Consider the following 13,083-nt stretch of genomic DNA (forward strand, 5'->3'; position numbering starts at 1 on the left):
AGAAAAAACGCCGGAATCGGATTCCGGCGTCTTTTCTATTTGGATTTTATTTTAGGATTCTGTTAAACAGTCAGTACACCAAGTAAAAGGCCAGCCACCAGACAAACAAAGCTCACTCCCCATATCCACAGGAAGCAGGTCTTAATATGGTCTTTGATCTCCACACCCGCTAAGCCGATTCCAAGGAAGGTGGCCGGTACAACAGGGCTGATAAAGGTGGCACAGTTTCGGCATACCACCATGGAAATTGCAATATGCACAGGATCTACGCCAAAACTGTTTCCTACACTGATCAGGACCGGAAGAAGTCCATAGAAATAGGAATCTGTACAGAACATCAAGGTCAGGGGCACAGACAGCACTCCGATGATCAGCGGCAAGAAACGGCCCATGGACTGGGGTATGAATGCAGCCAGTATACTGGCCATATGGTTCATGATCTCACTGTCTTCCAGCACTCCCAGAAATACACCGGCAGCAAGAATGGTAGAAGCCATCATAAGTGCAGGGCCTGCATGGGACTTAATGATCTTATTCTGCATTTTTGCACCCGGATAGTTAACCAGAAGCGCAATGACACAGCCGATCATAAACGTATAATAAGACGGCACCGGCAGGAAAACAAGACAAACAATGATAAATAATGTGAGGATTACGTTAAAGGCAAACAGCTTTGGTCTTGCCAGTTCTCCGATTTCAGCGGCAGAAGCGCTTTCTTCCAGCCCCTCAGTATCTTCCATTATCAGGGTGCTGTTGATTCCAGCCCCTCTTTTCTTTTCAATAATTCCCCAGAAAAATGCGGTAAACAGAGCCACTCCGATGCCCACGATCTGCATGGGCAAAAGCTTCATCCACAGGACATTGGCTTCTATTTCCAATACGGAGGCCGCACGCATGGTTGGGCCGCCCCATGGAAGCAGATTCATGACGCCCATGGAGGTGACGCATATTAAAAGCAGGGTTGTGGGGCGCATTTTTAATTTCTTATAAACCGGCAGCATGGCCGGAATGGTGATCAGGAACGTGGAGGCACCCCCTCCATCCAAATGGCCGATGATGGCAATAATGCAGGTCATAAATGCCACTCCCACCACATTGTTCCCCACTTTTTTCATAAGGGCGTTTATGATGCGGTCAAACATTCCTGCATCGGTCATAATTCCGAAAAACAGAACGGAAAATATAAACAGCGCAGCCGTAGAGTGTACCCCGGACACCCCCTTCTTAATAAAATCCCCAACTTCACTGACTGTAAAAGTTCCGGTCAAAACCAGGATCAGGGCACTTACGGTAGATACTCCGATAAATGCCAGAGCCGGAACAGTAACATTTTTCAGCAGCAAAACAATGATCATGATAATGGTTGCAAATCCCAATAATGCAAGCATTGTCTCATTCATGTTTTCTTCCTCCTCTATTCTTTTTATTTATAGGAGCAGTATAAAAGCCCAACCTTACAACCTCCCTCTTTCTCTCTTTCATTTCTTTAAGAGAAAAATTAAAAGTTATTAAGATTCGGCTTTTCTGTTACATTCTTTCCTTACAGTTCTTTACCGCTTTTAAAATAGAGGAATCGGAAACCGGTTTATCTATGTATTCATCGATTATTTTCCGCCTCTTTGCTTCCAGGATTTCCTTTGTCACCCTGTCTGTCATAATGATCCTGATAATATCCGGATATTGGCCCTGGAGGGACATGCAGAAATCCGTTCCACTTTTTCCTCCAATATAATGCTCCGCCACAATGGCATCCATTTCCTGATCTCTTAAAATCCTCCTGGCCTCTTCAAAGTCCATACATGAAACCAAAGGCACATGAAGCCTGCTGAAATTCTTTTCCAGAAGCCTTAATACCTTTGGATTGTCATCGATGACCAGAAGCCTTAAAATATCTCCGCTTTCCTCCTCTGTTTCCTGCTGCCCTTCCTGCTCTTTCTGTTCATTTACAGGAAAGTAAATATGAAAGACGCTGCCCTCTCTCAGCCTGCTTTCCGCGAAAACATATCCTTTGTGGGAATGAACGATCTGTTCCACCAGAGACAGCCCCAGTCCCGTTCCAGTCCCATTTTTCTTTGTGGTGAAAAACGGATCGAAAATCTGCTTTAACACCTCTTTGCTCATTCCTTCCCCGTCATCCCCAATATCAATCCGGATATAGTGGTCCCACTCTTCCGGAACGAAAGAAAGCTTGTACTGCTTTAAGTCCTCCTTCCCTATCCTATTCCCCGTAATGGTTATATTTCCTTCCTTGTGGCCGATTGCGTGGATCGCATTCACGCAGATATTTAAAATGACCTGATTCATCTGGGTTTCGTTACCCAGAAAGCATTCCCCGGATAAGGCAATTTCTTTCTTTAAGTGCACATGAGGCGGACATACGGAACTTACCATTTTTATGGCACGGCCCAGTACCTTTGCGGCATTTATGTTTTTAAAGGCGGTTTCCATATTTTTTCTGCTTAAGGATGAGATCTGCTGGATGATCTCTTTTGCCTTTTGGGAAGCCTCATATATCTCCGATGCGCTGTCATAGCCCTCCGAATTCTTTGGAAGGTCAAGCATCAGCAATTCGGCATATCCCATGATCGGTGTCAGCAGGTTGTTAAACTCATGGGCAATGCCTCCGGTCATGGTTCCCATAACCTGCAGTCTCTGCTGGTGGGCAATTGTTTCTTCACTCTGATGCAGTTCTTCTAAAATTTTATTAAGCTCCCACAAATAGGCGATTTCTTCTGTATCCTTCCTCTTCTGGACCCGCAAATCACCAATATAAAATACCATCCCAAGGACCACTGCAACAATTCCGAAAAAGACCAGGCCCAGTTTGAAAAAACCTGCTGCAACCGGGATATAAATATCATTGTAGTCGATCACCGCACTGACTACCAAAAAACCGTCTCCTATAACAGCCGGAGAATAGGCGCTGATTTTTTTCACTTCCGGAACACCAGGGTCCAGCCACCAGTAGGAATAGTACTCGGAGACTCCTGCCTCTCCTCTGTTCTGCTTTTCTATCATCTGCTCCAGGCTGGTTAAATCCTTATCCGGAAACATCTCCTGCCGGCCTGAAATCACATTGATCCCCCACTGGCTTTCCTGAGGGTGAATGAGGATGATACCTTTTGAATCCTTAACTACCACATACCCATTGGTTCCCAGACGAATATTGGATACCAGTGACTTGTAATAATTCTTTTCATTTAAGACAATGGAAATGGAACTGCCGTTGAAAAGCATTTTCTTTAAAATCAGATACAATTCCCCATTTTCCAGCCTGCACTGCCGAAAGCTTACATCCGGGCTGATCTCTGTGACAGAATAGGTCGACTTAACCCCATAACCATTGATGCTTTCTAACAGCTCTCCGTTTTCATCCTCTAAAATGACATCATAAACAAACCGGCTGTGATAAGTCACATAATCCTGAAGCAGGGACCAATCCTTCCTGCCGGCTTTTTTTAAATTTTCATCTTCCATGGAACACAAGGTGTTTAAATCCGCCTGATAGCCTTCGATAAAAACCTTTAAACTTTCTCCAATGGACTGAGTGGTTAAAATCATCTGTTTCTTCTGATTATCTATGATGGCTTCTTTATATTCCTTCCAGATGCTGAATACAAGACAGCAGAAAATAAGCAGTACGGCTGCCATGGCACAAGACATAAATACCGCTCCATATCTCTTATTCCTGTTTGCTTTGTTCATAAATCCATCCCCTGTCTGCCTGTTCCTCATTGACTTGTCTCCCTGTTAATACTATAATAATTTTAGATTTATTTCGATCTGTTTCTACATAAATATTAATTTGGGGGAAGCTATGTCTGATAAAGTGTTAATTGTAGATGACGATCCGTCTGTTTGTAAGTTATTGGAAAAAGTCATGCACAGCAACGATCTGGAACCCACCATTGCGGACAGCGGACTTGCAGCACTGAATTATCTTAAGAACCACACCTACGATATGATCCTCATGGATGTCATGCTGGGTGATATGGAAGGCTTTGAGGTCATCAAACGGCTGCGCAGCCAAGGCGTCCAGACTCCGGTCATGATCATAAGCGGAAGAAACGAGGATTACGATTCTCTCTACGGTCTGTCTCTGGGTGCAGATGATTACATCACCAAGCCATTCCGCCCTCTGGTCCTGGGAGCCAAGGTAAAGGCGCTGATCCGCCGCAACAAAAATCAGGTGCTGGACAGCTCGGAGCTTCTGGAATGCGGACCTTTTACTTACAATACTTCCACTATGCGGTTTTATAAAAACGGAGAAGAAATTGTTCTTTCTTCCAAAGAAAGCAGTCTGATGCTGTTGTTCTTAAAGCATCCGGGCCAGGTATTTACAAAAGACATGATCTACGAACATGTGTGGGGAAACAGCGTAGCAGTGGACGATAATGCCATTATGGTGTACATTAACCGCCTGCGGGGAAAAATCGAAGAGGACCGGCAAAAGCCGGCCCATATCGTAACGGTCAGAGGCCTGGGATATCGGTTTATCCCGTAGGCCTCCGGCCTTTTTTTCTATTCACCAGATATTCCAGTGTCGTATCAGGTACCAGACCTTTTAACCGTTCAAAATCTTCTTTTTCATAACATTCCCGGACTGCGGATGCACTGATGGCCTCTCCCCGGAAATCCTTCCTCTTGATTTCCTTCACTAAGATTCCATACCGGGGCAGAATCTTCTTCATTTCCTCATTGTAATGACCGGTAACAGCACATACCGGTTCTGTTCCCACAAAGCGCTTTGTAATCCCAAGCGCCGGAGCAATGCGCCTGCCGAAAAGCTCTAAATCCAGACTGCAGCCGGCCTTTTCTGCAACACCCTTTTCCTTCATGAAATAGGTTGGAAAGGTAGCTGCAGATATCACAAAATCAGAAGCCTGATGGACGATGGCCCGAGGCAGATCCCTGATCCCTTCCTTGACCATGAAAAAGCGTTCCTCTGCTCCAAAACTGCTCCGGTTATCGGCAAGAACCAGCACATGGACGTAGTCACAGCAGTTAAGGGCCTGTTCAATCAAATACCGGTGGCCATAAGTAAACGGATTGCAGTTGACAACCATGGAGCCGATGACCATACCTTGCTTCAATGCCTTTGCCGGAGACTCTGAGATCAGGCGGTTCACAAATTCTTCAAACCCGTTTTTCCTGTTTTCCATGAAAAGAACATCATCGGTCATGAGAACCGTATAATACCCAAGATCCTCAAACATTTCTCTGTTTTCAGGCTTTGTGTACATAAGAATATGGGACCTGCCGTTTTCAAACTCATACTGGGTAAGGCAGGAAATGATGGCCCCGGATAAGCCAAGCCCTCGTGCGCTTTCATAAACTGCAATGCATTTTAAGACATTCTGCTCCGCCGAGCCGGAGGCCAGAATCTGGTAATCCTCATCAAGCAGGCATACGCTGTATTCAATTCCCTGGTCATAGTCCAGATCATTTTGGTTTAAAAAATCCTTTAACCGTTCCAGATCTTTTCCTTTTAACGGCCTTCCCTCCAGCTTCCTGAATTCCATAAAGTTCTCCCTTTCCCCGGTCCTTTTACCAGTTCAGCTATGAATATGGCCAAAGCCAGAAGATCCGCACACCCTCCGGCGCTTATATTCTTCTTTATAAAATCCTCATCCATTTGTTTCAGCGTCAACATGCTTTTGTTTGTGTAGGCTCCTCCGGCACGCAGGAAATCCCTTGCAATATTCTGGACCTCCATAAGGACGGTTGGATTGTGTCTTGCAAGAATGTTGGAATCCTCCACCCGGCTCATGAGCACAAACAGGGTTTCCAGCTTGATCCGGTTCCAGTCCTGCCCTTCTCTTAAGCCTTTTTCCATTGTCGGAAGGGCAACTCTTCGTACGGAGGCATAGCCGTTTATGGCTTCCCCCCTGGCACCGGCGGTTCCGTATTGATGCAGATTTTTTTCCCCATTGCTGGTAAATTCCTGCATTTCCTCCACTTCCTTTATCAAGGTCTCTCTTACCATGGCCTGCTCCATTTCCATCAGCCACCTTGGGGTCACGGCCCCATAGGCTTTCATACATGCCCCTGCTGCCGCGCTTAAGATCCCCATGTGAAAGATCAGCCCCTTGTGGGTATTTACCCCGGCCGTGGCCCTGTACATGGCCTGTTCCGCAGACAGGCCGATCCTGCGTATGCGGTCAAACAACAGCTTGGGAGCGTCCGAAAACCTCAGGCCTTCCAGGGCCATGGCGGCAAAATATGGCTCCAGAGCCGCAGCGCTCCGCTCAAAGGAAGCAACATTCATATCCTTATGGGCACCTGCAGAATACAAGTCCACCAGTCCGGGCTTAGGGGAGGTATAAACCTCCTCAAGCATTGCCCGGCAAGCCATGCTGCCGATATGAAAAGCGGTCTTTTCCACTGTCCTTTGGGGATTCATACAAGAAACGGCTGCCATCTTCTATTCTCCTTTAAACTGAAATTCCCTGATCTTACGTACCACATCCATGATGGTTCCATCCCGGCTCTCAATGATTCCCACGATCTTATCATCAAATTGTACCTTTTCCGGCTCTCCTGCGATGGAGTATGCGATATCTCTCAGCTCTTCCATGGTTTTAAACGGCAGGTCCACGTCTTTCATGGATTGGATTAAGTCCTGCCTTCCCGGATTGATGGCAATGCCGTAATCCGTGATCACCGCATCAATGGATTCTCCGGGAGTCGTAACCGTGGTGACTTCCGAGCAGACCACCGGAATCCTTCCCTGCAGCAGCGGAGCGATCACAATGGTGCATTTTGCTCCCGCCGCAGTATCCGGATGCCCTCCCTGGGCACCGGTGATCACGCCGTCAGAACCCACCACCACATTGCAGTTAAAATTCACATCCACTTCCAAAGCTGCAAGGATCACAAAATCCAGTTTGTTCACAACAGCCCCCTTGTTAAAGGGATCGGCATATTCCCCTGCACTGATCCGGAAATGCCTGGGATTGATCACCGATTCCACTGCATCTAAATCAAAATCCTGGGTATCCAAAAGGGCATCAACCTGATCGTTCTCCAATAAGTCGCACAAGGGCTTTGTCAGTCCTCCCACCCCAAAGCGCATTCGCACATTTCTCTCCTTCATGATTTTTGCAAGAGAAATGGTGGAAGCGATGGAAGCTCCGCCTACTCCAGTCTGGTAAGAAAACCCATCCTTAAAATAAGGGGTATTCACAACAAAACGGGTACAATAATCGGCCATCATGAGCTTACGCATGTCCGTGGTCGGCTTTGCGGCACCGGTGGCAATCTTCTCAGGATTTCCGATTTCATCTACAACTACCACATAATCCACCTTTGTCATGGAAATATGGGCGGGGAAGTTGGGGAAGGGAACCAGGCAGTCTGTGACTGCCACCACCTTATCGGCATAGTCTGCATCCACCATGGAATAGGAAAGCACGCCGCAGTCTGATTTTCCGCCGATGCCCCGGCAGTTTCCATAATCATCGCAGGTAGGCGCACCGATAAACGCAATATCGATCCTCACCTCTCCTGTTTCAATGGCGCGGACCCTTCCGCCATGGGAACGCATAACAGCCAGCCCCTTTAATTTACCTTCCGATATGGCCCTGCCGATCTTCCCGCGGACACCGGAGGACTGGATTCCCACAATGGTTCCATCCTCAATGTAATCCACCAGCTTATCATGGGCCTTGCCAAGGGAACTGGCACAGATGGTGATATCCCGGATCCCCATGTTGTGAACCTCCTCCATCACCATATTTACCACATAATCTCCTTCCCGGAAATGATGGTGAAAGCCCAGAGTCATACCATTACGGATCCCACACTTTACCAGGCAATCGTGAATGCTGTCCGCCAGCTTGCTTCCCTGGGAATTGATCACGCACTTGGTGACCGGACCGTCCTTTTTGTACTCATATCCATCAAAATGATGAACTCCCTTAAATGGCTCCTTTCCTGTCAGTTTTAAGATTTCTTCCGGAATCTCTCTCCCTGCTGCATTAATCATCTTACAAATCTCCTTTATACGAACCGGAAGCCTTGGCCAGCTCTATGGTTCTTTTCGCTCCGTCATAGAACGCGATGTCGATCATCTTACCGTCTACGGTAAAAACACCGATTCCCTTTATCCTTTTATCCTCAATTTCCCTAACCACCTTCTCAGCAAAGGTAATGTCCTTTTGCGCAGGTGTAAAAATCTCATGAACAATGGGTATCTGGCGGGGATTGACAATGGATTTCCCGTCAAATCCCATGAAATGAACGGTTTCCACCTCCCGGCGGAAGCCTTCCATATTATCAAGATCGGTATAAACCGTATCAAAGCACTGGACCTTTGCTGCTCTGGCAGCAATGATCATGTTCTGTCTTGCTCCCATCAGTTCGATTCCGGTTCCAGTAATTTGAGTCTGAAGATCCTTTGTGTAATCTCCGCCGGAAAGTGCGATTCCAAATAAACGTTCCGAAGCTTCACAAATATCCAGCGCCTTCATCACCCCTCTTGCGGATTCAATGGCAGCCATAATAAGGGTTCTTCCTTCCGGAATGCCGAAGTCTTCTTCTGCCATCCGGATCTCCTCTTCCACTGCTTTTATATCCTCTGGTCTTTCTGTTTTGGGAATCCGGATGGCATCACAGCCGCCTGCAACCGCACAGCGAATATCCTCCCTCCAATAAGCAGTATCCAGGCCGTTGATCCGGACCACCCGTTCACAGCCTCTGTAATCGATCTCCTGAAGGGCATGATAAAGAGAAAACCGGGCTGCATCCTTCTGATTTTCTGCGACCGCATCCTCTAAATCCAGCAAGAGGGAATCCGGCTTATAAATATACGGATCCTTAATAAGGCCTGGTTTTTGGGCATTTAAAAACATCATGGTTCTTCTGAGCCTTTTCTTATTTAAATTCATGGTTTCCTTTTGTCCCCCCACAGAATATTTTCAAACTGGTCTGTGGAACGTAATACCGCCGCCTCCACACGCGCCTTAATGGTACAGTCCAGCGCGCCCTTATCCACAACCATGATCCTCACATTGTGGATTCCAAGACTCTTAAGGGCCTCCATGACCACCTCCCGGATCCTGTTTCCATATTGGTTTATTACTGCGCTTTCCAGCGTAAAATTAATTTTTCCATCCCCCTGTTCAACGGTTACCTGACAGTCGCTGGATTCCAGTGTACCAGCCATGGCTGGTCTTTTGATCTCCATTTTGCTTAAAGCCTCCCTTTTATGTTTTCATGATTTCATTTTATAGAGAGAACCTTAACCAGGTAAAAAAGGAACCTTAAAATTTATTAAGAAAGCGGCAGAATCTCATCTGCCGCCTTCTTTCAACCAGGAATCTATGATGTTCTCAATACGCCTGCAAAGCTCCTCCACCCCATGGCTGCGGCTGCGGCCGCATAGCTTTGCATCTTTTTCACAAATCAGGCATTTTCGGACAGGAGCCCCCACTTCTTCTCTGCTGATCCCCCTTCCTGCTCCATCGTATACGTCAACGTCCAGCAGCCTCCCCAGGGGATGGGTTTCTTCCATTTGGACCGTTATTTTCTTAACAAATAGATAATCCATGGTTTTCACCGCATACAGCTTTAAATAACCGGCCTTTTCTTTTACTATGGCTTCTTCCATCACAGACAGCCTGTTTTTAAGAAGCAGCCGGCCCAGTTCTTCTCCCCCTGCGGTAAACGCCAAAGAAATACGGGAAGAGGTCTTCCTTGGGCCGGGAACATTCATTCCAAGGGCCACAATCGTGGCTTTTTTATACTTTTTCCCCAGTTCTTCCTGCATGCTTGCCTTTTTTTCACGAAAAAGAAGCATCTCTTCCAATGTTACATTGTCTTCCATTTTGCATCCCTCTCTTCACTCTCTGCAATCATACAGCACTTTTCCTTAAAAAGAAATACGTTAAGGAGACGCTTACTTCTGCTTGTGATCTACTGTAATCCTATTCTCAAATTTGAAAAATCCGGCTGGTTTCAGCCGGATTTTCTTTACATTATTTTGCAATTACTTTTACAAACTTTTTCTTACCCCGTTTTACCACCAGGCCATCTCCGGATAACTGCTCTTTTGTGAAATCAGCCTTTATATCGGTAACGTTTTCACCTTCTACAGTCACTCCTCCCTGCTCCACATTACGCCTTGCTTCGGAACGGGTGGGCGCCAAGCCGGATTTCTGAAGAATGGACAGGATATCAATGGCTCCGTCTGTAAAATCTGCCTCTTCCAGTTCACAGGTGGGCATATCTGCCGCATTGCCGCCGGTAAAAAGTGCTCTGGCGCTCTCTCTGGCTCTTTCTGCTTCCTCTTCCCCGTGTACCAGCTTTGTCAGCTCATAGGCAAGGATCTCCTTTGCCTGGTTCAACTGGCTGCCTTCCCAGCCGTCCATCTCATCGATCTGCTCAATGGGAAGGAATGTGAGCATGCGCAGGCATTTTAACACATCTGCATCAGCAATGTTTCTCCAGTACTGGAAGAAATCAAAGGGAGAAGTCCTTTCCGGGTCAAGCCATACGGCGCCTGACTGGGTTTTTCCCATCTTATTCCCTTCGGAATTTAAAAGCAGGGTGATGGTCATGGCATGGGCGTCCTTTCCCAGCTTCCTGCGGATCAGCTCTGTGCCGCCAAGCATATTGCTCCACTGGTCATCTCCTCCAAACTGCATGTTGCAGCCGTAACGGTTAAACAGCTCATAGAAATCATAGCTCTGCATGATCATGTAGTTGAATTCCAAAAAGCTCAAGCCCTTTTCCATGCGCTGCTTATAGCATTCTGCACTCAGCATGCGGTTGACTGAAAAATGAGGGCCGATTTTCCGGAGAAAATCAATATAATTTAACTCCAGCAGCCAGTCTGCGTTGTTGACCATAAGAGCCTTTCCCTCGGAAAAATCGATGAAACGGCTCATCTGCTTTTTAAAACAGTCACAGTTATGCTGGATCATTTCTACGGTCATCATCTGGCGCATGTCACTTCTTCCGGAAGGATCTCCAACCATACCGGTTCCTCCGCCCAGCAGGGCGATGGGCTTATTGCCTGCCTCCTGAAGGCGTTTCATTAAACACAGGGCCATAAAATGACCTACGTGAAGGCTGTCAGCCGTGGGATCAAATCCAATATAGAATATGGCTTTTCCTTCGTTTACCATTTTACTGATCTCTTCTTCGTTTGTCACCTGGGCGATCAGGCCGCGGGCTCTCAATTCTTCATAGATTGTCATTGCAATTCTCCTTTCGTCTGTTTCGCCCATATTTTTTGGGCATAATGGTATACTTATAAGGTGTTTCGTCTTTCTTGCCTAAAGTTGCAGGGCAGAGCCCACCACGTTTCAGCGCACCCCGCACTATCGGGTGTATCGGGTGTAAGGGCATACCTGATTCATTTCATAAAAATAAGCCCCGTCCTATCAAAAGGACGAGGCTAAAGTCTCGCGTTACCACCTTAAGTTTATAAACAGCTCACGCTGCCTACCTCTTTGAGTACCTGTTCCGATACTCTAGCACAATAACGGGTGCGGGAATCCGTCGCAGCCTACTGGGCTTACAGCCGTTTGGTGCGAAGCTCAAAGATGTATTCACAATCCGTGTTCCACGCGCCTCTCATCTGCCGGCTGCTTTCTGTGTGGTCCATCGCTTTGCTACTTGTTCTTATCAACGCTTTTACTTGTTTTATGAAGTTACTGAATAGTATATGAGGTTTTTCCTTTTTTGTCAAGATCCTTTTTTTATTTCAAAATTAAGGAAATCCTACTTTAATTCCGGCCAGTATTCTTTATTGGCTTCTATGAGATCATCTAAAATCTGCTTTGCAACAGAAGCGCTTGGTACGGTTTTTGATAAGGTCAGGGCCTGCCACAGCTTTAAATAGCTTCCCTCCATCCAGGCTTCCACCACCAGACGTTCCACAGCAAGCTGCTCTTCCATCATTCCCTTTTCAAAGGTGGGAATGTTTCCCTGGCACAAAGGCTCCGGACCTTCATTTCCTACGAGGCAAGGCACTTCCACCATGGCAGTAGGATCAAAATTAGAGATGGCTCCCTTATTTTCCACAATGCAGAGCATCTGCTCACGGGTGTTGAACCCAATGGCACAGGCCAGATCCACTATAAAGGAAGCATGATTGTCTATGGAGAATTCTCCGCCTTTTGCAGTTCCTGCCTGTATGATAGCCCTTGCAGCGCTAAACACCTCTTTTTCTCTTCCTTCCATTACCTCATTGGCCCTGGTATGATCGGGATTGGTGTGCTCCACCACATAATCCGGGTAAAGATAATATTTCAAATAGGTATTTGGAAGAAAATCAGGATCCAGCTTTAATAAATCCGCCGCCTTTTTATGGGTCTGCTGCCAGCTATCATCCATATGCTGAGTCTCCACAGCCTTTTCCGTCAAATATCCGTTTTTAGACACATAATCCAAAAGCTGGGGCATCAGGTCCGTCCCGTCCTTATCCTTTACGCTGGTCCACCAGCCGAAGTGGTTCAGCCCAAAATACTTCACATCCATGTCCTTAGGGTCCCTGCCTACAATGTATCCCATACGCCGCTTGGTACCCACCGGCATGTCGCATATATTTAACACCTTGGAATGAGACCTAAGCACACGGCAGGCCTCTGCCACGATAGAAGCCGGATTGGAGTAATTGAGCATCCAGCAGTCAGGAGAATATCTTTCCATAAAATCAATTAACTCCATCATTCCGCCAATGCTTCTCATCCCGTATGCGATTCCGCCGGGACCACAGGTCTCCTGTCCCACCACATGATATTTCATGGGTATTTTTTCATCCAGCTCCCTCATGGCATATTTGCCCACCCGGATATGAGCCATACAGAAATCCACATCAGTAAAGGCTTCCTCAGGATCTGTTGTATAGGAAAACTCCACCTCCGGCGCAATTTCCTTCATAACGATCCCTATGGCCTTTGCCAGGGTTTCCTGTCGCTCTCCGTCATTGTCGTAAAGCTTTAAAGAACGGATGGGAAACCGGTGCAGATTATCCATCAGCATCATTACAATACCGGGCGTGTAGGTGCTTCCGCCGCCTGCAATTACGATTGAGAATTTTTTCACCTTATTTTACCTCCTTGCTTTGCCTGATTT

At 46.8% G+C, this 13,083-nt stretch carries 11 protein-coding genes and 1 other annotated feature; of the genes, 1 reads left to right on the plus strand and 10 read right to left on the minus strand.

The window, feature by feature from the left end; genetic code table 11:
• Nucleotides 1-62: 62 nt before the first annotated feature.
• Nucleotides 63-1,400, minus strand: a complete 1,338-nt coding sequence (locus tag ACYVD3_RS07845) for a CitMHS family transporter (RefSeq protein WP_460641962.1) — start codon at nt 1,398-1,400, stop codon at nt 63-65.
• 127 nt (nt 1,401-1,527) lie between these two features.
• Nucleotides 1,528-3,735, minus strand: a complete 2,208-nt coding sequence (locus ACYVD3_RS07850; protein WP_460641963.1) for an ATP-binding protein — start codon at nt 3,733-3,735, stop codon at nt 1,528-1,530.
• Nucleotides 3,736-3,817: 82 nt separating this feature from the next.
• Here ACYVD3_RS07850 and ACYVD3_RS07855 point away from each other — a divergent pair, with 82 nt between their 5' ends.
• Nucleotides 3,818-4,504, plus strand: coding sequence for a response regulator transcription factor (locus tag ACYVD3_RS07855; RefSeq protein ID WP_460641964.1), 687 nt, complete (start codon nt 3,818-3,820; stop codon nt 4,502-4,504).
• Here ACYVD3_RS07855 and citC read toward each other — a convergent pair.
• The 8 genes from citC to ACYVD3_RS07895 form a co-directional block, all read right to left on the minus strand.
• Nucleotides 4,494-5,522, minus strand: coding sequence for a [citrate (pro-3S)-lyase] ligase (gene citC / locus ACYVD3_RS07860; protein WP_460641965.1), 1,029 nt, complete (start codon nt 5,520-5,522; stop codon nt 4,494-4,496). The genes ACYVD3_RS07855 and citC overlap by 11 nt on opposite strands.
• Nucleotides 5,489-6,421 carry a triphosphoribosyl-dephospho-CoA synthase CitG gene (gene citG / locus ACYVD3_RS07865; RefSeq protein ID WP_460641966.1) on the minus strand — a complete coding sequence of 311 codons (933 nt, stop codon included), beginning with the start codon at nt 6,419-6,421 and terminating at the stop codon, nt 5,489-5,491. Before citG ends, citC begins: the two co-directional genes overlap by 34 nt.
• A gap of 3 nt (nt 6,422-6,424) precedes the next feature.
• The gene (gene citF / locus ACYVD3_RS07870; protein ID WP_460641967.1) at nt 6,425-7,987 is read right to left on the minus strand and encodes a citrate lyase subunit alpha; all 1,563 of its coding nucleotides are present in this window, start codon (nt 7,985-7,987) and stop codon (nt 6,425-6,427) included.
• 1 nt (nt 7,988) lies between these two features.
• On the minus strand, nt 7,989-8,888 hold the full coding sequence (locus ACYVD3_RS07875; protein ID WP_460641968.1) for an aldolase/citrate lyase family protein: 900 nt from the start codon (nt 8,886-8,888) through the stop codon (nt 7,989-7,991).
• Nucleotides 8,885-9,187, minus strand: a complete 303-nt coding sequence (citD, locus tag ACYVD3_RS07880) for a citrate lyase acyl carrier protein (protein ID WP_460641969.1) — start codon at nt 9,185-9,187, stop codon at nt 8,885-8,887. The genes ACYVD3_RS07875 and citD overlap by 4 nt, the downstream gene beginning before the upstream one ends.
• A gap of 105 nt (nt 9,188-9,292) precedes the next feature.
• Nucleotides 9,293-9,826, minus strand: coding sequence for a citrate lyase holo-[acyl-carrier protein] synthase (gene citX, locus ACYVD3_RS07885; protein WP_460641970.1), 534 nt, complete (start codon nt 9,824-9,826; stop codon nt 9,293-9,295).
• Between the two features lie 151 nt (nt 9,827-9,977).
• On the minus strand, nt 9,978-11,201 hold the full coding sequence (gene tyrS, locus ACYVD3_RS07890; RefSeq protein WP_460641971.1) for a tyrosine--tRNA ligase: 1,224 nt from the start codon (nt 11,199-11,201) through the stop codon (nt 9,978-9,980).
• Between the two features lie 187 nt (nt 11,202-11,388).
• Nucleotides 11,389-11,644, minus strand: a binding site (T-box leader).
• 83 nt (nt 11,645-11,727) lie between these two features.
• A complete protein-coding gene (locus ACYVD3_RS07895) occupies nt 11,728-13,053 on the minus strand; it encodes a 6-phospho-alpha-glucosidase (protein WP_460641972.1) in 1,326 nt (441 codons plus the stop codon).
• Nucleotides 13,054-13,083: the final 30 nt, after the last annotated feature.

The organism is Lacrimispora brassicae, assembly GCF_054772055.1.

Bases quoted from the DNA above. Each gene is read 5' to 3' on its own strand.
- ACYVD3_RS07850 (WP_460641963.1), bottom strand. From the start codon at position 3,735: ATGAGGAACAGGCAGACAGGGGATGGATTTATGAACAAAGCAAACAGG.
- ACYVD3_RS07845 (WP_460641962.1), bottom strand. From the start codon at position 1,400: ATGAATGAGACAATGCTTGCATTATTGGGATTTGCAACCATTATCATG.
- tyrS (WP_460641971.1), bottom strand. From the start codon at position 11,201: ATGACAATCTATGAAGAATTGAGAGCCCGCGGCCTGATCGCCCAGGTG.
- ACYVD3_RS07875 (WP_460641968.1), bottom strand. From the start codon at position 8,888: ATGAATTTAAATAAGAAAAGGCTCAGAAGAACCATGATGTTTTTAAAT.
- citX (WP_460641970.1), bottom strand. From the start codon at position 9,826: ATGGAAGACAATGTAACATTGGAAGAGATGCTTCTTTTTCGTGAAAAA.
- citC (WP_460641965.1), bottom strand. From the start codon at position 5,522: ATGGAATTCAGGAAGCTGGAGGGAAGGCCGTTAAAAGGAAAAGATCTG.
- citG (WP_460641966.1), bottom strand. From the start codon at position 6,421: ATGGCAGCCGTTTCTTGTATGAATCCCCAAAGGACAGTGGAAAAGACC.
- citF (WP_460641967.1), bottom strand. From the start codon at position 7,987: ATGATTAATGCAGCAGGGAGAGAGATTCCGGAAGAAATCTTAAAACTG.
- citD (WP_460641969.1), bottom strand. From the start codon at position 9,187: ATGGAGATCAAAAGACCAGCCATGGCTGGTACACTGGAATCCAGCGAC.
- ACYVD3_RS07855 (WP_460641964.1), top strand. From the start codon at position 3,818: ATGTCTGATAAAGTGTTAATTGTAGATGACGATCCGTCTGTTTGTAAG.